Origin of the sequence: Corynebacterium kefirresidentii (genome assembly GCF_016599755.1) — a bacterium.
Taxonomy (GTDB): Bacteria; Actinomycetota; Actinomycetes; order Mycobacteriales; family Mycobacteriaceae; genus Corynebacterium; species Corynebacterium kefirresidentii.
Genome location: NZ_CP067012.1, coordinates 753,685 through 772,341, shown reverse-complemented (window position 1 = coordinate 772,341; position 18,657 = coordinate 753,685). Strand labels below are relative to the sequence as shown.

17 protein-coding genes are annotated in these 18,657 nt (G+C 61.2%); 4 read left to right on the top strand and 13 right to left on the bottom strand.

Annotated elements, in window-relative coordinates:
* The first annotated feature begins 49 nt into the window (after nucleotides 1–49).
* Nucleotides 50–1,741 carry an FUSC family protein gene (locus I6I12_RS03830; RefSeq protein WP_200288758.1) on the top strand — a complete coding sequence of 564 codons (1,692 nt, stop codon included), beginning with the start codon at nucleotides 50–52 and terminating at the stop codon, nucleotides 1,739–1,741.
* On the opposite strand, the gene thpR is transcribed toward I6I12_RS03830, so the two are convergent.
* The 3 genes from thpR to I6I12_RS03820 all read right to left on the bottom strand — a co-directional run bounded on the left by thpR (nucleotide 1,738) and on the right by I6I12_RS03820 (nucleotide 3,886).
* Nucleotides 1,738–2,280: an RNA 2',3'-cyclic phosphodiesterase gene (gene thpR / locus I6I12_RS03825; protein WP_200288757.1), complete on the bottom strand. Its 543-nt coding sequence runs from the start codon at nucleotides 2,278–2,280 to the stop codon at nucleotides 1,738–1,740. The genes I6I12_RS03830 and thpR overlap by 4 nt on opposite strands.
* A 3-nt stretch (nucleotides 2,281–2,283) precedes the next feature.
* Nucleotides 2,284–2,406 carry a hypothetical protein gene (locus tag I6I12_RS12080; protein ID WP_005324145.1) on the bottom strand — a complete coding sequence of 41 codons (123 nt, stop codon included), beginning with the start codon at nucleotides 2,404–2,406 and terminating at the stop codon, nucleotides 2,284–2,286.
* Between the two features lie 85 nt (nucleotides 2,407–2,491).
* Nucleotides 2,492–3,886 carry a YeeE/YedE thiosulfate transporter family protein gene (locus tag I6I12_RS03820; protein ID WP_200288756.1) on the bottom strand — a complete coding sequence of 465 codons (1,395 nt, stop codon included), beginning with the start codon at nucleotides 3,884–3,886 and terminating at the stop codon, nucleotides 2,492–2,494.
* A gap of 169 nt (nucleotides 3,887–4,055) precedes the next feature.
* On the opposite strand from I6I12_RS03820, the gene I6I12_RS03815 reads away from it, so the two are divergent.
* Complete coding sequence (locus tag I6I12_RS03815; protein ID WP_200288755.1) at nucleotides 4,056–4,436, top strand: hypothetical protein; 381 nt, start codon at nucleotides 4,056–4,058, stop codon at nucleotides 4,434–4,436.
* 22 nt (nucleotides 4,437–4,458) lie between these two features.
* Here the strand turns inward: I6I12_RS03815 and I6I12_RS03810 are convergent, their stop codons facing one another.
* The 6 genes from I6I12_RS03810 to I6I12_RS03785 all read right to left on the bottom strand — a co-directional run bounded on the left by I6I12_RS03810 (nucleotide 4,459) and on the right by I6I12_RS03785 (nucleotide 10,296).
* Nucleotides 4,459–5,112, bottom strand: a complete 654-nt coding sequence (locus I6I12_RS03810; protein WP_200288754.1) for a response regulator — start codon at nucleotides 5,110–5,112, stop codon at nucleotides 4,459–4,461.
* Nucleotides 5,109–6,320, bottom strand: a complete 1,212-nt coding sequence (locus I6I12_RS03805; protein ID WP_200288753.1) for a sensor histidine kinase — start codon at nucleotides 6,318–6,320, stop codon at nucleotides 5,109–5,111. Before I6I12_RS03805 ends, I6I12_RS03810 begins: the two co-directional genes overlap by 4 nt.
* A gap of 66 nt (nucleotides 6,321–6,386) precedes the next feature.
* Nucleotides 6,387–7,052 carry a response regulator gene (locus tag I6I12_RS03800; RefSeq protein WP_200288752.1) on the bottom strand — a complete coding sequence of 222 codons (666 nt, stop codon included), beginning with the start codon at nucleotides 7,050–7,052 and terminating at the stop codon, nucleotides 6,387–6,389.
* Nucleotides 7,049–7,660, bottom strand: a complete 612-nt coding sequence (locus I6I12_RS03795) for a hypothetical protein (protein ID WP_200288751.1) — start codon at nucleotides 7,658–7,660, stop codon at nucleotides 7,049–7,051. Before I6I12_RS03795 ends, I6I12_RS03800 begins: the two co-directional genes overlap by 4 nt.
* Complete coding sequence (locus I6I12_RS03790; protein ID WP_200288750.1) at nucleotides 7,657–8,877, bottom strand: sensor histidine kinase; 1,221 nt, start codon at nucleotides 8,875–8,877, stop codon at nucleotides 7,657–7,659. The genes I6I12_RS03795 and I6I12_RS03790 overlap by 4 nt, the downstream gene beginning before the upstream one ends.
* Nucleotides 8,878–8,919: 42 nt before the next feature.
* Complete coding sequence (locus I6I12_RS03785; RefSeq protein WP_023020965.1) at nucleotides 8,920–10,296, bottom strand: M20 metallopeptidase family protein; 1,377 nt, start codon at nucleotides 10,294–10,296, stop codon at nucleotides 8,920–8,922.
* A 157-nt stretch (nucleotides 10,297–10,453) separates the two neighbouring features.
* On the opposite strand from I6I12_RS03785, the gene I6I12_RS03780 reads away from it, so the two are divergent.
* Nucleotides 10,454–11,443: an HNH endonuclease signature motif containing protein gene (locus I6I12_RS03780; RefSeq protein WP_200288749.1), complete on the top strand. Its 990-nt coding sequence runs from the start codon at nucleotides 10,454–10,456 to the stop codon at nucleotides 11,441–11,443.
* 79 nt (nucleotides 11,444–11,522) lie between these two features.
* Here the strand turns inward: I6I12_RS03780 and efeB are convergent, their stop codons facing one another.
* The 4 genes from efeB to lepA all read right to left on the bottom strand — a co-directional run bounded on the left by efeB (nucleotide 11,523) and on the right by lepA (nucleotide 18,044).
* On the bottom strand, nucleotides 11,523–12,803 hold the full coding sequence (gene efeB, locus I6I12_RS03775; protein ID WP_200288748.1) for an iron uptake transporter deferrochelatase/peroxidase subunit: 1,281 nt from the start codon (nucleotides 12,801–12,803) through the stop codon (nucleotides 11,523–11,525).
* The gene (locus tag I6I12_RS03770; RefSeq protein ID WP_023020962.1) at nucleotides 12,803–13,966 is read right to left on the bottom strand and encodes an EfeM/EfeO family lipoprotein; all 1,164 of its coding nucleotides are present in this window, start codon (nucleotides 13,964–13,966) and stop codon (nucleotides 12,803–12,805) included. Before I6I12_RS03770 ends, efeB begins: the two co-directional genes overlap by 1 nt.
* A 3-nt stretch (nucleotides 13,967–13,969) precedes the next feature.
* Nucleotides 13,970–15,934, bottom strand: a complete 1,965-nt coding sequence (locus tag I6I12_RS03765; protein WP_023020961.1) for a phospholipase C — start codon at nucleotides 15,932–15,934, stop codon at nucleotides 13,970–13,972.
* A gap of 259 nt (nucleotides 15,935–16,193) precedes the next feature.
* Complete coding sequence (gene lepA / locus I6I12_RS03760; protein ID WP_023020960.1) at nucleotides 16,194–18,044, bottom strand: translation elongation factor 4; 1,851 nt, start codon at nucleotides 18,042–18,044, stop codon at nucleotides 16,194–16,196.
* 18 nt (nucleotides 18,045–18,062) lie between these two features.
* Between lepA and I6I12_RS03755 the strand changes: the two genes are divergently transcribed.
* A complete protein-coding gene (locus I6I12_RS03755) occupies nucleotides 18,063–18,599 on the top strand; it encodes a type II toxin-antitoxin system PemK/MazF family toxin (RefSeq protein ID WP_023031165.1) in 537 nt (178 codons plus the stop codon).
* The last annotated feature ends 58 nt before the right edge of the window (nucleotides 18,600–18,657 follow it).

The window sequence follows — 18,657 nt, the reverse complement described above, 5'->3', positions numbered from 1 at the left end:
TAAGGTAGTCGGGTCAGATAACTCTACTTAGAAAGGATCCTGCTGCTCCGTGGCCGCCCAGCTTGACTATCCCATCCCGCAGCGCCCTAGCACCACCCAGCTACTCACCGCATTTAATAGCGCCTCGGTGCGCTGGCCTGGTGCACTGCGCGCGGGATTGGCGATTCTCCTGCCCGGCGCCATTGCGCTGCTTACCGGCCACGACTACGCTATCCTGCTCATTTCCACCGGCGCGTTTACCGTCATCTTTGGCGAGGGACAGCCCTATCGCACCCGCCCGCGCGTCATGCTCACCGCCGGCACCGCGCTCATTACCGTCGCCGCCGTCGGCGTGTTGGTAGGCCATCTTATCTTTGCGCCCGGCCACGGCCATTGGTGGCTCCTACTCGCAGGCCTCTACTCCACGGCATTGGCCGCCGGTTGTGGCTTTGCCCAAAATGCGCTGCGCCTGCCGCCACCGGGCACCTTCTTCCTCGTCATGGTCGGCGGCGGCTCGGTCATGCTCGCCCGCACCGATGTCACCGTGGGCCAGCTGCTCTTTTGGGCGCTGACGGGCATGGTGGCCAGCTTGATCCTCGGCATGGCCCCGGCCCTTTTTGACCCGCACGGCCCTGAGCGCCGCGCCGTAGCCAGCCTGGAAAAGGCCGCGTCTGCCTTCCAGGCCGGACAGGATGATTCACTCGCCCGCCACCACCAAGCACAAACCGCACTTTTTGCTGCTTGGCAGGCGCTTTCCGACGCCCACATTATCCGCGGTGGCCGCATCATCGACTCCCAAGGAGCCCACCTAGTAGAGCGCACCCTTGCTGCCCAGCACACCATCGTGGCACATAACCGCGCCCTTGACCTCGGCTCCGATTCGGACCAGCTTACCGATCATGTCACCGACGTCGACCCGAATCGCACCGCTATCCCCCATACCCGGCCCACCGGCCGGTACCGGCTTTACCGCGCCGCGGTGCGGGATTCGCATGCCATGGTCACTACCCAAAAGGTGGTTCTTTCGGCGATCATTACCGTGCTCGTGGGCCTTAGCCTCGGCTTCGACCGGCCGGACTGGGGCGTGGTCTCTGCCTTCCTCATGCTGCAATGGGGACCCGACCATGTGCCGGGCACCGTCCGCGGCATCCACCGCATGCTCGGCTCTGTAGTGGGCGTGCTGCTATTTTCCATCCTTCACTACTTCGGTATTAATGGCTGGACGCTGCTGCTGGCTCTGGCTGCCTGCCAATTCTGCGCCGAAATCTTCGTGGCGAAAAACTACGCCATCTGCGTTATCTTCTCCACCCCGCTCGCGCTTCTCATGGGCAACTCAGCTACCCGCCCCCTGTTGCCCACCATTCAAGCTCGCTGCGGCGAGATCCTCTTGTCCATCCTCATCGCCACCGCGGTGCTATGGCTATGGCAGCGCAGCGCCCCGGTACGCAATCAGGCCCGCCTGCAGGTCCGCGCGATGGAATCCATGGCTACCCTGCTCGGACTGCTCTTTGTCAATACCCCGGATTCCGTGTTGTCCGCACGCCGTGACCTACAGTACGAGCTGCTTTCCGAGCGCCGCGCCATCCAATCCCTCGCCGCCGATAACCCAGATGCCGTGCGCCAATTCTGGGCCCGCCACATCGCGCTGCAGCACGCCGGCTACTTCCTTTTGGACTTTTGCACCACCCACCCAGACCGCACCGCCACCCGCGAAGAGCTCGATGCCCTCGTGCGGGAAATCCGTGCCGCCCGCGCCGCCTAGAATAGGGGGTATTCCTCAATTACTTCGTAGCGCGGCCCGCCGCCGCGGCCCTCGCCCAGGTGCGATTGCATAAGGCAAACCCGGTCCGCGCAAAAGTCCGGTCCTCGGTACACCGATAACGCACGCACGACATCCCCCAGTACCCACGGATCACGGGTACGCCGGCCGGCGCGCGCGACGGTGAGGTGGGGGCGGTGGTGATTAAAGGGGACATCGGCAAGCTGGCAATCCGCCATCAACTCCCGCACACCCCGCGCCTGGCCACCGACGCCCAACCACAGGGTGCGCTGCTCAAAACTTCCCGCTCCGCTCACATGCACATCCAACGCCGAGCGCCCAGCCACCGCGTGGGCGAGGTGCTCGCGCACAGCCGCGGCATCATTGGGCTGGTCGCCATAAAAGGCCATGGTCACATGCCAATTATCCGGATCCGTCCAGCGCAACTCGTTGGTAGTTGCCGCATGGATGGGCCTAAGCGTATGTACCATATGCTCGCGCGCGGCGGCAGAAGGCAGCAGCGCGGAAAAGACGCGAATCATGGTCTAGCTGGCATACACGTTAAGGCGCAGCTCCGCGTCTAGCACGTGTTCTTCCTCGCGTTCAAAGACGGCGAAGGCATGCAAAATATCCGCAACGGCGGTGGAATTATCATCAAACTCGGGCATGAGATAACTTCTTTCAAACCACAAAGGAGGCAGAAGAATCACGCGCGATTCTTCTGCCTCCACATAGTAGCTGACAATGATGTAATTAGCCGCCCTTGACTACCGTGACCTGCCAGCCGGCATCGCCCGCGCGATGGAAATCACGAATCTCATGGCCTTCATCGGCCGCCCACTGCGGAATCGAGTCGGTGGCCTGGGTGCAGTCAAAATCAATGACCAGCGCCTCACCAGGCTCTAGCTCCGCCATGACCTGCTTGGCCTCAATCAAGGGGAACGGGCAGACTGCACCGAGGGTATCCAGCGCGTAGCGCCCACCGCCTAGAGCACGGGCCTTTTCCTTGGCCTGCGGTTTGGTCTTGAGCGCCACTGCCCCGGTGGCAGAGGCAAAGCTCGGCAGCACCTTCTCCTCGGCGGAGACCGCCGAGTTATCCACGGACTCCTCGGTGGAGTAGGTCTGCGGCTGCCGTGACTGGTGGCCCTGCGCCTTCTTCGGCTTGAGCCATAGGCGTGCGCCCGCACCCACGCCGAGTGCCATAAAGAACAACGATACCCAGCCCTGGAAGCTAAACAAGGAGGTCTCCACCATGCCGTTGCCCACGGTGCAACCGCCAGCCAGCGAAGCACCCACACCCATCATGATGCCACCCCAAATAGCGCGGGTTGCAGTCTGTGCATCCGGAACGCGCACGCGGAACTCGCCGGCGGACTTCGCGGCAATGAAAGCACCCACCAGAAGGCCGATGACCAACAGGGTGCCCCAATTCATGCGCACGGAATCACCGGTGGCGGCCCAGCGCACGATATCCGCAGTCGGCGTGGTAATGCCGAGCCCACCATTGCGGCCGGCGTCGGCAGAGAGCACGAAACCCACCGTGCCGATGATGCCAACAGCAACCGCCGCGATATTCATATTCAACGGCTTGGCGTACCACGGCTGGCCCAAGTCCACCTTCGGGCGCCCGGCATCCTTGGCGCGGTAGTGGCGACACAGCATAAAGGTCACGCCCCACAGCACAGCCACGAGAATCCACGGCGAGATATGCAGCGCGTCGTGGATGGTGGTTACCGGCAGGCTCCACTGCTTGAACCAATCATTCGCCCCAGCCAGCGGACCGGACTTCATCGCCGCGGCCGATAGCCCATAAAACAGCAGCGCAATCCACGAGCCAACTAGGCCCTCGGCAGAGCGGTACCACGTGCCTGAAGCGCAGCCGCCAGACAAGATGATGCCAAGGCCAAAGATGAATCCGCCAACGATGACGGCTACTGGTTTGAAATCAGCAATCTCCGGAGAGAGCACGTCAGCGCCGGTCAACAGGGTAAGGCCAAAAGCATGGACCGAGATCAAAATGAGCAGAGCGGTAAAACCGCGCCAGGTCTTAGTGAGGAAAATATCGCGCAGCATGCCGGTCACGCAGAAGCGCCCGCGCTGCAGCACAGCACCGAAGACGATGCCGGTGAGAAGTCCGGTAATAATCACACTGTCTCCTTGTATCGAGTCAAAGGCCTCAGACTACGCCTTCTAAGACAGATTTGTCTATAATAGATGTACAACCCGGTTCTAAGGTGGCAACTGTGCGCCTTTCAGTCGGCCTTCCCTACGCCACCTAAGGCGCCCAGCCGCCCCCGGACACTAATAAGGAGAAATAATGGGAATCCCAGATGACGTCGTACTCGATGGATATACCCTCATCGAACAACACGAAATTGACCACGAGTTCCTGCTGCGCGGCTCTCCGCTGGGCACCGAAACTCCCCTCCTCTTCGCCCTGACCATCGCGGGCGTACTGCTGGTTGCGGCCAGCTTCTTCTTGCGTGGGGGCAGCCGCGTTGCCGCCGGCCTCGTGGGCGCGCTGCTCACCCTGACCAAGCTGTGGTGGATGCCTGTAACACTGTGGCAGCACTTCGATGACGGCCAAGTCTTTGGCTACACGCTCAAGTACTACCCGCAATACTGGCCGGCCGCCTCCATCATCGTCGGCGCCATTGCGCTTATCGGGCTAGTCTCCGCCATTTTCCGTCGGCCCTAGCCGGTCCCGCACCGAGCAGGAGCTAGCCGCCAAGCACTGCAATGGCAATATGCACCCGGTTGGTGCCATCGATCTTGGCCAGGATGTGCTTCATGTGCGTCTTGACCGTGGTCAGCGAGATGAAAAGCTGCTCGGCAATCTCGGCATTGCTCAGCCCCTGGGCCACCAGCTGGGCGATTTCATTTTCGCGCTCGCTAAGCTCATCTAGCCCACTGGGCTGAATCATCTCCTGTTCCGGCTGCGGCGGCGTGTCTGCCAACCCCACCAGGTTTTTTAGCACCTTCGGGCTTAACTGTTGCTGGCCTTGGGCCGCTGCTCTTACCGACGCCACCAGCGCCTCCGGCGCCGTCGTCTTCAACAAGAATCCCACCGCCCCAGCGCGCAGGGCGTGCAGGATGAACTCGTCGGTATCAAAAGCAGTGAGCATCACCACCGGGATATCACGCGCGCCGGCGAGCGAATGCAACTGCGCCGTCGCCTCGATGCCGTCCATGACCGGCATGCGGATATCCATCAGCACCACATCAGGTTCCTCGGCCAGGATAAGTTCGATGCCTTCCTTGCCGTTGCCGGCCTCGCCAATGACGCTAATGCCCGGCGCGCCTTCCAAGATCATGCGCAGGCCGTGGCGCAGCAGCGGCTCATCGTCGACGAGCACCACCCGAATTTCACTCACTTTTCTTCCTTCCTTGGCAGGCGCAGCGTCCACGAGAAGCTTTCTTCCCAGTCTTGTACCTGCAATGATCCGCCCACAACACTAGCGCGCTCGCGCATGCCGACGATCCCGTACCCACCACTGTGCACGCCTGCCTTTTCCCCAGTCTGGGCGGTGGGGTTAGACATGGTGATAGACAGGGCGTCGGCAAGCGTGGCGATGGTGATGGTAACCGGCTGCCCCGGTGCGTGCTTGCGTGCGTTGGTCAGGCCCTCCTGGACCACGCGGTTGAGCGCGTGGCCGGCCATGGTGCTCAGCTCCTCCAGCGATTGCGGCCCCGCGCCCGCCTGGTAGCGCACTTCCACGTCCATGCCCGCCTGGCGGGAACGCTCCACCAGCGATTCCACGCCCTCGCGCGGATCGATGCGCCCCTCGCTGCGCAGCGAGTGCAGCGCCTCACGCAGATCCCCCACGGCGGCCTCGGCTTCATCGCGAATCGTGCGCGCGGACTTCCGTGTCTCTTCCGGATCTAGGTCCTTGCGGTAGGCCAACCCGCCGGCGTAGACCGCAATCATGCTCAGTCGATGCGAGAGTGTATCGTGCATATCCCGCGCGATCCGGTCGCGTTCTTCCTGCCGCGCAAAATTCTCCCGGGTGGTCATTTCCTCATGCGTGAGCTCCGCCTGCGCCTGCAGCGCAATCGTGCGCTCTTTTTGGTTCGAGCGAACCAACCCGACGACTAAAACCACTACTGCTGGGAGGATGATGCCAGAGAAAAATCCCAACTTCCCGGGCGCACTAAGCCCTTCGCTTCGAGATATATCAAAATCGACCAACTCCGAGAGCACCATGGCCGTGCATACCAGCGCCATCCACAACCGGCTGCGGCGCGAGGCCGCAGAAAACGCCGCTATAAATACCGAAGGCCGGAACTCAGCAATCGTCACCGTCGCCGAAATAATGGTTGCGGCTACCAATGCACTGCGCGGGCCAGGCTGCGTGCTGCGCGGGTCACGCTCCCCAACGGCATGGCGCAAAGCCAAAGGTAAAAGCGCCCAAGTTCCGACCAACACCGCAAGTATAACAAGCACCCGATTCTCTGAGACATCATTTACCGAAACACTATCCGAGGCGGCCAACACGTCGCCGACGACAGCGATTACTGCGATGAGAATTTTCTGCCACAGCGGACGCTGGAGCATTTCGTCGGATTTTCGGAACAACTTCATAACGTGCACCAGTCTAAGCCGGCCCGCCGGCGGCGCGGTATCCCCCGCAGGGAGGATTCTCCGGCCTTAGCCACGCGCCTCTAAGACCATAATGGCGATGTGCACGCGGCTGGTACCGCCGATCTTTTTCAAAATATGCTGCATATGCGACTTCACCGTCGCCATGGACACCACCAGTTGCTCGGCGATTTCTTGATTATTCAAGCCCTGGGCCACCAGCCCGGCTATTTCCCGCTCGCGCGAGCTCAAAGTGGAAAGCCGGGTGCGAGCGGTGCGGGTGTGGTGTGAATGGGCGTCGGAAAGCGCGGGGCTTTGCATGCCCACCAGCTTGTCGACGACCTGCGGGCTCAACAACGGCTGCCCCGCCGCGGCCGCACGCACGGCCGCCATGAGCGATTCCGGCGGCGTCGACTTCAACAAGAACCCGGCCGCCCCGGCGCGCAGGGCCCGCAGGATGAAGGAATCGGTATCAAAGGCCGTAAGCATGATTATCGGCATGGCGTGGACCGATAGAATCTTCTCCACGGCCGCGATGCCATCCATGACCGGCATGCGAATATCCATTAACACCACATCGGGCTGCGCGTCGAGCACGGTAGCCACCGCGTCTCGGCCATTGCTCGCCTCGGCCACGACCTCGATATCGGGCGCGTTGGATAGCAGCAGGCGCAGGCCGCTGCGGACTAGAGCCTCGTCATCAACCAGCACCACGCGCAGGGTATCTGCCATCATGCTTCCTTTCCCACTGGTTGATTCCACCGCGCGCGCCAGAACTTCGACGCGACGGGCGTATACGCCACTGTAAGCACCACAAGACTCGCCAGCGCTACCGGCACTATAGTGGCGTGGCCTGCCACTACGCCGTTGAGGAACGAGGGCACGAGAATCTCGTTTATCTTTTCGAAGAATTTCGGGAAAAATTCGATGACTAGTGTGGCCGCAATGAATGTCAGCGCCGTCTGCAAGAGCAACGCCCACAGGTTCACCCGATGCAGCCGCTTATCGACGCCCGGCTCCCCCACCGCCGCAAACATCACTCTCGCTCCTTGCCCGCGAAACTGTGGCACGATATAGCCACGGCGCTCCACCAGCTCGATGCGATCTGCGTCTTCGGGCGCATTATCATCGCTATTTCCGCGCAGGAATTCCACGCTATAGGCCGAAGCATCGGTATCGGTATAGCTGAGCTTGCGCGAAGTTCCGTCGACCATAGAGGTAAAAAGACTGCGCTTAGAGTCTAAGTACTTTCCTGTCCATCCCTCGCGGGTCGTGGTTTCTTCTAGGTCAATGCGCATGAGCCCGTAATCGGGATGGCGCAACTGCCAACTCATTTCGCTCATTGCGTGGCCTCCTGGCGCGCTAGCGGTAAACGGATACTCCATCCAAATTCCTCGCCTTCTTCGCCGACGTGGACATTCATGCGCCCGCCGGATAGCTCCACACGCTCGCGCAGTCCCACCAGCCCGTAGCCGCCGACGCCGCTACCTGCGCGCTCCTCGGCCTTAGCCACTGGGAGCGGGTTGCGCATCTCGACGCCCACCTCACCGGCCACCTCGCACACCGTGATGCTCACCGGCTGGCCTGCGGCATGCTTGCGCGCATTGGTCAGGCCCTCCTGTACTGCGCGGTGCACGGCGTGCTGCGCCATCGTGGATAGCCCAGTAAAAACATCCGGGCTGGCACCGTCCGCGTAGGTCACGGTCACCTGCGTGCCGGCCTCCTGCGCGGCCGCGACTAGCTCTTCTAAGGTGGTGCGCGGATCCTGGGAAAGATCTTCACGTAGAGCGCTTAGGACGGTGCGCAAATCTTCTACCGCGTTCTGGGCCTCCGCGCGGATGGTGCGCGCTGCGTCTGTGAACTCGGCCGGCACGCCTTCACGCGGATAGCTCAGCGCACCCGCATGAATGGCCACAAGGCTCAGCCGATGCGAGAGCGTATCGTGCATGTCCCGCGCGATATTCTCGCGCTCCTCTCGCCGCGCGCGTTCTACCTTGGCACGCATCTCTTCGCGATTCATCCGGGCTTGCTGCTCCACCCGCCACCGCTTTTCGCGCAGATTGGCGCGCTTTTGGCCTACCAATAACCCCGCGACTATCACGACCACAACGAAGATGGCACCAACCCATCCGATATCGTCCCAGGCCATATAGGGGTTGAAGAACGCATCAATCGCAAACGCCGCCACGAAGCACGCCACTGCGGCCACCGAGCGCGAAGTCGAGCGGCGCGAGACCATGGAAATGAAAGCCACGACTCCACTAGCCGCACCAAAATAGGAGCTCGACCCCAGCAGCACGATACAGCCAGCGATGAAGCTACGGGTGGAGCCGCTATAGTCGACGTCGGAAAGCTCGCGCGGCTGGTGCTCTAACGCAAAGGGCAGGGCGATAATCGTCACCACGCCCACCGCAAAACCGGTACAGATATAGGGCCCGTACTCCTCAAACGACGGTGAATACTCCTCGATATCCATGCTCATCAGTACTACGCCGATAAGCCAATTCGCCACCGCACAAGCGGCAACGATACCGGCCGTGCTCCACTTCGTTCTGATCATGGCCTAAAGCTTAAGCCAGCGGCCATAATCCCTAGGGATGAATTATTTTTGCACCCCGGCCGCATCGCGCATGGCCTTCGTCTGCGCGGACGGGTGCTCGTTTTCGGTGGCCAAGCGCTCAAATGCGACGGCCGCCAGTGCCGCGGACTGCATTCCCAGCACCGAGTCATCAAAGCGCATCATCGGCGAGTGGTTCCACTCGCGCTCATTTTCGGGCTTGTCTGGATTGGCCGTGCCCATCCACATAAACGTGCCCGGCACTTGCGCGAGGACGTAGCCGAAGTCTTCGGAGGCCATCATCGGGGCATCGAAAGGCTGGACGTTTTCGGTGCCAAACATCTGGCTCCACAAGGTAGCAGCGAACTGATTTTCCCGCGGATTCGTCTTGGTGGTGGGGTACAAGACCTCGAAATCCACCTGTGCGGTGCACCTGTGCGAAGCAGCGACGGAGCTGGAGACCTCCGTAATCATCTGCCGCACGGCGTCGATCTTCTCATCCCGCAGCACGCGCACCGTAGCGCCCAAAGCTGCGCGCTCCGGGATGGCGTTATACGCGCCATCACCCGCCCACAGGTTAGTCACGGTAATAACGATGGGCTCGAGCGCATCGAAGCGGCGGGTCAGTGCGGTCTGCAAAGACATTTGAATCTCCGCCAGCGCCGCTACCGGGTCAATAGCATCGTGCGGGCGGGAGCCATGCCCGCCCTTGCCCAGCACCGTAATGGTCAGGTTGGAAGAGCTAGCCATCATCGGGCCTGGCACATAGTGGAAGGTACCGCGGTCCTGCGGGCCAACGTGGAGGCCGTAGGCGGCAATGGGGCGTCGGCCAGCGGCGTCGAGCACGCCCTCTTCAATCATCGGCAACGCGCCGCCCGGCCCCTCCTCGCCGGGCTGGAACATAAACGTGACATCGCCGTGCAGCTCCTCCCGATGCTCACACAGAATCCGCGCCGCGCCCACCAGTCCGGCGGTATGCAGGTCGTGCCCGCAGGCGTGCATATACCCATTCGTCGAGGCAAACGGGCTGCCGGTCTGCTCGCGTACCTCGAGGGCGTCCATGTCCGCGCGCAAAAGCACCGACACCGGCCGCTCGCCGCGCTGGCCGCCGCGCAGCACGGCGACCACTGAGCTCAGATCCTGACCCACGTGAATCTCCAGCGGCAGGCCTTCGAGCGCTTCCAAGACCTTCTTTTGCGTGCGCGGCAGATCCAGGCCAATCTCTGGGTTGCGGTGCAGATCGCGGCGGAAGTTCTGCAACTCCTCGAGCATCCCCTCGCCCATTTCCTGGAAAACCTCGGTGGCCATCCGCTCGCCAATGCGCGCCCGTGTCACCGGCAGGGGCGGCAGCTGCTGGGCCTGGCGTGGGGCAGCCAGGCGTCCGGGGTTGGTAGGACGGATTCGCTTGGTCGGGTCAGACATGGGGAGCTCCTTTTCTCGCTTTCGCATTCGAGGGTACCGCAGGTTATCCACAGGCTGCCGGGTGGGTTCGGGGGCGGTGTGACGGGAGAGGCGAGTTATCCACAGGCTCACGCGGGGGCGCTGCTGCGGCCTTGCGGGGTGTCTTATGCTCACGGGCATGACCCGCTTGCAGGACTACGCCCGCCAACTTGCCTCGCCGATGGAGCTTCTCGGCGAGGTCTCCGGCGTGCGCGAGGCGGATCTGCGTCGGCTGGGCCTGCCCCGGCAGGAAGCTCGTAGCCTACTCGCGCTTGCCGACGTCTACTTTGGCCCCACCTCCTTCACCCGCCGGCAGCGCTCGTGCCGGGCCACCACGCATTGCCTGGCCACGTTGAAACTCATTGAAAAATACGTCTCCCGCACGAAATCCAAGCGGGACGCGTGGGCGCTGCGCGCTGAATTGTGCGCGACAGACCGGGATGTGGAGCATCTTGCCCGCACGCGGTTGAAGGAGATGTATCCGCCGCGGCAGCCGGAGAAGGGGGTGCGGATGACGCGGCGCAAGGGCGGGCCGTCGACGCTTTCGATTACCGGTGATTCCGATTTCATCGCTGACCTGCACGCCAGCATCAGCGAAGAGAAACCCTTGGATTCCGTGGAGAATATTTTCTTCCGCGGCGGGGCCACGGCTCGCCCTGCCGCGATGACGAATATCATCATCCAGCTCGATGAATTAGATGAAATCCTCGACGGTGGAGGCGAGGAAATTACGCTGCGGTTGACCAATGGGGCCGAAATCAGCGGTGCCAAACTGGTGGAAAAGCGCCTTGCCGACTGCGGACTTGTCACGCTCGTCCATCCCTATGAGGGACCGGTGAACCTGTATCGCACCTCGCGGCATGCCTCGGACAAGCAGCGGCTGATGGCGAGCGCGGAAAACCCCACGTGCCCGTGGGCCGAGTGCAATTATCCGGCAGATAAGTGCCAGATTCATCATCTGCGGGCGTGGAAACACGGCGGCGAGACCAATATGGCGAATCTCAGTGTGGCGTGTCCGTACCACAACGGCGTCAATGACGATGACCCGAACGCCCCGCCGGTGCGCGGCCGGTTAGCGCGGCGGCGGGGCCGAATAGTCTGGGTCCCGCCGTGGGCCAATTCAAGCTGAAGACCCTGCCCTCATTTTTTGGGCGGACGCTTCCCAGATCACACGGCTTTCCCGCACAGTGCGAGTCGGTGAAGCATTTCTAGGCTTGGAGGAGGGAGCGGCCGAAAAAGTCGGAGTCATCAGCGACGCCGGGCAAAGCATAAAAATAGCCACCACCATAGGGTCGGATATAGTCCGCTAGGGGTTCACCTTCGAGGCGCTTTTGCACCGTAATGAACTGACGCTCCAAGTCCTGCTGGAAGCAGATAAAGACGAGACCGACATCGAGGGTGCCGTTATCGCGCACGCCATTGTCGTAGTTATAGGCGCGGCGCAGCATGAGCTGGTCCGCGGTTTCTGGCGTACGCGGATTCGCCAGGCGAATATGCGCGTCGGTGGGAATGACATCGCCGGTGGCATCGTCGAGGTAGTTGGGCTCGGCATATTCGTCGCCACCGGAAAGCGGGCCACCGGTTGCACGGTCGCGGCCGAAGATTTGCTCCTGCTCAGCAATGGAGATGCGATCCCAGAATTCCGTATACATAGCGATGAGGCGAACCACCATATAGCTGCCGCCGGCGGCCCAGTCCGGCTCGTCCGTACCGGCCCAAACCAGCTTGTCCTGATCCTTTTCGGCTGGATTGACGATGCCGTCTTTAAACCCAAGGTGGTTGCGCTGGGTGCCAGACGGCCGCGGTTCATTCATATAACCGTTTTGGCGCCAACGCACGGCCACATCTCCACGGGTGTGCCGCAAGATATCGCGCAGCGCGTGAATGACGGTGTCGTGCTGGTCGGCGCAAATCTGCAGGGCGAGGTCGCCGTGGCATAGCTCCTCCTCCAACGTGTCATCGGCGAAAGCCTGCATGGAACTTAAGTGGACGGGTTTGTGGGGTTTAAGACCGAAGCGGTCGTCGAAAAGCGAATTGCCCACTGCGAGGGTAATGGACAAACTATCGGTGGGAAGCTGCGGTCCTAGCTCCCCGGAATCGCCGGCGGGATAGCCAATGCCATCGGCCGCAGTAGCGCCGCCGGAGGTAAGAATGCGGGCGCGCTCAGTCACGGTGCGAAGCAACTTCTCTAAGCGCGATTTCTCGGTGAACTGTACATCGAGGGCGACGACCTCGGAATACTTTTGGGCTGGGGTCACGATCCCCTGCTGGTGCTCGCCGTGGAAAGGAAGTTCGAGCGGAGCGTCCGCCTCGGTGCGCGGCGATGGAGAAGCATGGTCAGCAGCGCCTTCGCTTCGCTTAGAGGAACCAAAGGAAGAGCCCGCGAGGCTGGACTGCGCATTGGCAGCTGCTGCCGGGCCAGAAAGCGCGGCGGTGGCCGCGAGCCCAGAGAGGAACGAGCGGCGGGAAAAATTAAACGGGCAGGGCACTAATCCATCCTTCTGACTACGGTCATCGTGGCGACAGGGGCAAGCAGTTCATTGGCACGCGCGACGGCGGACTGCACACGCATCCGGTCCTTCTGGGACCACTTATCAAAAGCGGTGTCATATTTTTTATCGAACTCTGCGGCGAGCTTGTCAAGCTCATCCAGCTGCTCATAGATGGGCGAGGTATCGAGCCCACGGCCCTCGACAAGGGAGCGGACGGCATCCAGCGTCAGCCGGGTTGAAATGACATCGCCACGCAGCACGGTGGGCAGGGCATGGGCGCCGAAATCGCGTTCGCCGCGCATATCGAAGCGCTCGAATTCCTCCATTACTTCATGGGTGCGCAGCCCGTAGTCGGGGGCGGGAATGGCGAAATGGGAGGTATCGAGGGCGCGGGCGGTTTTATCGACGGCGTCGGCAAGCGCGCGGGCAGGCTTCGCCGCATCCTTGACGGGGCGCCTGGACCACAGCAGCTTTTCGACGTCCATGTATCCCTCCAAGCCGGGCCCCGGCCACATCTCGCTGGAATCGTCGAAGGATCGGTAGGTCTCGAGGTAGTCAAGGTAGGCCGCTTGGGCAGCGCGGCGATCTTTCGAGGTGGCTTTAGCAAGAGCGTGGGCTTTCTTCTGTAGCTCGGGCACACGCTTTTTCTGCCTGTCCGCTTGCTGAATGGCCACGGCCGCGACCTCGCGGTCAGTAATGGGGACCATCTTGGGAGCATCGGTGATGGTGGAACCGGTGACCGCAAAATCATCAGATTTCACGGCCGAATCATTGTGGAAAACGCAGGTGAGGTGGTATGTGCCGTCCTGCAGTTTCGGGGCCCAGGCGCGCTTGGCTGGGGTGCCTACACGCTCGAGGACCTGGTAGGCGTTGCCCGCATCATCTGCCACGTAGACGGTGAGCGCAAGCCCCGAGGTGTTATAGACCTTCCACGATGCCTGCCCCTGTACCTTCTCCGGCGTAGGACATGAATACACGTCGCGCACATTCAGCTGTGGTTCTTTCGGCTTCGTGCTTTTGCTTGTCGACGCCGCCGGCCGCGAGTCTCGCGAGCTAGACGAGCTAGAACCGAGAGAGCTCAAGGAGCTTTGGGCGACGGCAGTAGGAGCTATGGCCGCGATGGCAAGCACCGCGGCGGTGGCAAAATGGAAGGTTTTCATTGATTAAAACGGGAGGTTGGGCAATGGCGGGAGCTTAAAATCTTGCAGCTTCTTCAGATCTAGGCCGGGGTGGCCATTCATGTACCAAGCAACAACCCCTGCGCCGACGCCCAGAGCCGTAAGGATAGCCGCAATGATACCGCCCTTAGAAGAACCAGCGGAAGAACTGGAACTCGAATTATCGGGCTTATTCGCACCGGGCTGTGGCTTCGCATCTTGGTGCAGCTTGGTGATGTCGGGAACGCCCTGTTCGGTGACCTTGGGGTCGTCCATGCCCTCGACGACGTCCTTGAGGTTGGTGCCGGCGCGGGAGGAATTATCCACCTTTTCAATGGAGGCGTAGTCCTTGGCCACGGTACCGTCGGTCTCGTTCAAGAAAAGCTTCGGGGCCTTGTGGGCGGCGTTGAAGTCAAACATGTTGTTGAGCTCGCCGGCGCGCTCGTCAAAGGCAATGCCCCCTAGACGGCCGAGTCCCCAATTGTCCTGAATGAACTTGGTGACGGAAGTCTGCTCGGTGTAAGTGGAGTCGATGTGGTTAGTCTTCGCGTATGGGGAGATAACCAGCAAAGGCTGGCGGGTACCCGGCCCGCACTGGCCGTCCTTTCCGCCGGCAACGCCTACTTTTGCTGCGGCGGCGGTGCAGATTTCTTTGTCCTGGTGCGGGTCATTGGAACCATTGCGGATTTCTGGGGCCTTGTGGTCGTACCAGCCATCGGAGTCATCGTAGGCGATAACGACCGCGGTGGAATCCCACTCTGGGGAATTTTGCAGCTCATTGATGTAATGGGTGATGAAGGCCTGCTCGTCTAGCGGGTTGGAGTAACCGGCGTGTCCGTCTTGGTAGTTGGCAGCCTTCAGGAAGGACACGGCCGGCAGGTTGCCCTGCTCCAGAGCGGTATCGAAGTCCTGCAGATCGTACTGGTGATTGGCGCGGTCAGTCTTGCCGATCATGTCATCGCTCGACGGCGCCAAGTGGTGCGGATTCGCGGTGGAAGCGTAGTACTGGAACGGCTGGTGGTGCGGGTTATAGTCCGTCTTGTTCTGGCCGGTCAGCGTGGTGTGGGAGGCGCCGCAGCGTGCGCGAGCGTCGTCTGTAGCTTCCTCGGTTGGCCGGAAGCCGCCTTGGAACCAGCCCCAAGTGACGTCCTTGTCATTGAGCTGGTCACCGATGTTCTTGGAGTGCATCGCGGTGACCTGGTTGGTGCCGGCGGAAGAGTTATTCGAGCAGTCGTCGTAAAGCGGATCTGGGTCGCCGACAACAGTGGCGGTCTTGCCATCTTCGGATACCCCAGCGAGGGCGTGGTTCTTGCCAGGTTCGATCTTCTTCTGCTCGCCCGTGGCTGGGTCATGCATGGTCCCGCCGGCCACGGTTCCGGAAATCAGATTCAGCGCGCCTGGGGTGGATGGGCCGAAGATAGTGGAGTAACTATTGTCGTTCATCGCAAAGTTTTGCGCGTAGTTCCACATTCCGGTGACGGTATTGCCGTCGTAATAGCCCATAGTCATGCCTGGAACGGCATAATAGCCGTTGGAAGACTTATCGATGTCGGTGGATACAGTCTCCGGGAACTTGTCCATCTTGCCGCCGTTGTATGCGGCCTGCTCATCGCCGTAGTGGTGATTCTGGTCCGTAGTTACTGCATGGTCTGGCCCGATGCGGAAAGGCTTGACGGAGTTGGGGTTCTTGTTCCCCATTACGCCATCATTTTCGAGGTTTTTCGCCTTGGGGGTGTCTTTCTTGGCGGTAAATTTTGGGGCGTCCTTGTCGCTGCCCTGCAGCTTTTCGCCGTCCTTATTCAGGGCGTTTGGGTAGGTGCCAAAGTAGTGGTCGAAGGAAATATTCTCCGAGTAAATGACAACGACGTGTTCAATTGGGGTCGTGGTGGCTGCCTGGGCAACGCCGGGGACAAGGGACGTAGTGGCGGCTGCGGCGGCGCAAAGGGCCACAGCGCGAGAGCGAAGCTTCATTAAAAATCCAACCTTGGTCAAGAATTTGCGGGGCAGGTCGAAAGTGGCTGTGGCTCACCAGGCGAGTCATCGGTCGCTTTCGAATCGAAATTTAACGCCGCCAAAACACCGACTGCAACTAGATTAAAAGGGCGTCCCCGGCCGTGGGGACGCCCTATAGAAGCAGCTCACTTTGAACTTTTGCCGGCCGCACCCCGGGAGCCGTTAACGAAATGTTAAGAATCTATTCGGCTCCACTTTGCCAATAGGGGGTACGGGGTTAATCGTCGGCGTCGGTAGACAGCGCAGCCACGAAAGCCTCTTGCGGCACCGAGACGGAGCCCAGCGTCTTCATGCGCTTCTTACCGGCCTTCTGCTTCTCCAGCAGCTTGCGCTTACGGGAGATATCGCCGCCGTAGCACTTGGCCAGCACGTCCTTGCGCATGGCCCGGATGTTCTCGCGGGCAATGATCTTCGAACCAATGGCCGCTTGCACCGGCACCTCGAACTGCTGGCGCGGGATGAGCTCTTTAAGCTTCTTGGTCATCTTATTGCCGTACCACTGGGCGGAATCGCGGTGGACGATGGCGGAGAAGGCGTCGACCGGGTCGCCGTTGAGCAGGATATCGACCTTGACCAAGTCCGCGAGCTGCTCGCCGGCCTCTTCATAGTTCAACGAGGCGTAGCCCTTGGTGCGGGACTTGAGCATATCGAAGAAGTCGAAGATGATTTCACCAAGCGGCATGGTGTAGCGCAGTTCCACGCGGTCCTCGGAAAGGTAATCCATGCCGCCCATCTGGCCGCGCTTGGACTGGCAGAGCTCCATGGTGGGGCCGACGAATTGCTCGGGCACGATGACGGTCATCTTCACCACCGGCTCGTAGACCTCGTTAAGCTTTCCTTCCGGCCAGTCCGACGGGTTGTGAACCCACTTTTCTTCGCCGTCTTCGGCCACCACGCGGTAGGTCACCGACGGCGCGGTGGAAATTAGGTCGAGACCGAACTCGCGCTCCAAGCGGTCGCGGGTAATTTCCATATGCAATAGGCCCAAGAACCCGCAGCGGAAACCAAAGCCGAGGGCGACGGAGGTTTCGGGCTCGAAGGTCAAGGAGGCGTCGTTAAGCTGCAGCTTTTCCAAAGCATCGCGCAAGTCTGGGAAATCGGCCTGGGAGATGGGGAAAAGGCCGGAATAGACCATTGGGTCCGGGTCCTTATAGCCCTTAAGCGGAGTTTCGGCGCCGCCGTTGGACCAAGTGACGGTATCGCCCACCTTGGTCTCGCGCACGTCCTTTACGCCGGTAATGAGGTAGCCCACCTCGCCGGGGCCCAAGCCTTCACACTTTTGCATCGTGGGGGACACGATGCCGATTTCGAGCAGCTCGTGGTTAGCGTTGGTCGACATCATGGTGACCTTCTGGCGCGGGGTGAGCTTGCCATCGACCATGCGGATATAGGTGACAACGCCGCGGTAGGTGTCATAGACGGAGTCAAAAATCATGGCGCGGGCCGGCGCATCCGCGTCGAACTCGGAGGACGGCGGCGGCACCAACTCGCAGACCTTGTCCAGCAGCTCGACCACACCCTCGCCGGTCTTGCCGGATACGCGCAGGACCTCTTCTGGCTCGCAGCCGATGATATTGGCGATTTCCAGCGCGTACTTTTCCGGGTCGGCGGCCGGCAGGTCGATTTTATTGAGGACCGGGATGATTTCCAGGTCGTTTTCCATCGCCAGGTACAGGTTGGCAAGGGTTTGGGCTTCGATGCCCTGGGCGGCGTCGACAAGCAAGATGGCACCCTCACACGCCTCGAGGGCGCGGGAGACCTCGTAGGTAAAGTCCACGTGGCCGGGGGTATCGATCATCTGGAGGACGATCTGCTCCCCTTCGTCCGGACCGGACTGGGGTACCCAGGGCAGGCGTACGTTCTGCGCCTTAATGGTGATACCGCGTTCGCGTTCGATGTCCATATTATCGAGGAACTGGTCACGCATATCGCGCTCCGCAACCACCTTGGATAGCTGCAGGATGCGGTCCGCCAGCGTCGACTTGCCGTGGTCGATGTGAGCAATAATGCAGAAGTTTCGGATTCGGGCGGGATCCGTAAACGTCGTGGCCGCAAAGTTTTCAGACATACGTCTACAATAGTCGACATGAAAAGCGCCATGCTCACCCGACTGCGCCAAGCGCTGGGAATCAGCGAGCGCGAGCCTATAGACACCGGCCTGACCCGCATTAATTCCCGGTTGGGGCTGGATAGGTCGGACGAGTTCCACGAGCCGCGTAAGGCCGCTGATATCCGAGTCGAGGCCACCGCCTCTCACCCCCGCTCCATATTTTTCTCCCCCGATATGGATGGCCAGGCTGATTCCGGCGAGGTGGTCTGGGTATGGGCCCCGGCCGAAGGCAAGCAGGCCCCGCCGCGTGAGCGCGCCATCCTGGTTGTCGGCCGCACGCGCACCACGGTGATGGGTTTGCTTATCTCCCCCAACCCGAAGCATGCGCTTGACGACGCCTGGCTGGAAATCGGCGCCGGCGAGTGGGACGAATCCGGGTGCGATTGCTGGGTGCGCCTCGACCGCTTGCTGGAGGTTTCCGAAGAGCAGGTGCGCCGACAAGGCACACTTTTTCCCGAACGCCGGTTCGAAAGAATCGCGAATAGGTTACGCGCGCGCTACCACTGGGCCTAACCAGTCGCACAGACGGCGACCATGCTGAGAGTTTTGGCAGGTCGGGTTCGGTACTGCT

Coding starts and splice junctions, on each gene's coding strand:
- I6I12_RS03785 (WP_023020965.1), bottom strand. CDS start 10,296: ATGTCTGACCCGACCAAGCGAATCCGTCCTACCAACCCCGGACGCCTG.
- I6I12_RS03780 (WP_200288749.1), top strand. CDS start 10,454: ATGACCCGCTTGCAGGACTACGCCCGCCAACTTGCCTCGCCGATGGAG.
- thpR (WP_200288757.1), bottom strand. CDS start 2,280: ATGATTCGCGTCTTTTCCGCGCTGCTGCCTTCTGCCGCCGCGCGCGAG.
- I6I12_RS03770 (WP_023020962.1), bottom strand. CDS start 13,966: ATGAAAACCTTCCATTTTGCCACCGCCGCGGTGCTTGCCATCGCGGCC.
- I6I12_RS03795 (WP_200288751.1), bottom strand. CDS start 7,660: ATGAGCGAAATGAGTTGGCAGTTGCGCCATCCCGATTACGGGCTCATG.
- I6I12_RS12080 (WP_005324145.1), bottom strand. CDS start 2,406: ATGCCCGAGTTTGATGATAATTCCACCGCCGTTGCGGATATTTTGCAT.
- I6I12_RS03790 (WP_200288750.1), bottom strand. CDS start 8,877: ATGATCAGAACGAAGTGGAGCACGGCCGGTATCGTTGCCGCTTGTGCG.
- I6I12_RS03800 (WP_200288752.1), bottom strand. CDS start 7,052: ATGATGGCAGATACCCTGCGCGTGGTGCTGGTTGATGACGAGGCTCTA.
- I6I12_RS03765 (WP_023020961.1), bottom strand. CDS start 15,934: ATGAAGCTTCGCTCTCGCGCTGTGGCCCTTTGCGCCGCCGCAGCCGCC.
- I6I12_RS03815 (WP_200288755.1), top strand. CDS start 4,056: ATGGGAATCCCAGATGACGTCGTACTCGATGGATATACCCTCATCGAA.
- I6I12_RS03805 (WP_200288753.1), bottom strand. CDS start 6,320: ATGAAGTTGTTCCGAAAATCCGACGAAATGCTCCAGCGTCCGCTGTGG.
- lepA (WP_023020960.1), bottom strand. CDS start 18,044: ATGTCTGAAAACTTTGCGGCCACGACGTTTACGGATCCCGCCCGAATC.
- I6I12_RS03755 (WP_023031165.1), top strand. CDS start 18,063: ATGAAAAGCGCCATGCTCACCCGACTGCGCCAAGCGCTGGGAATCAGC.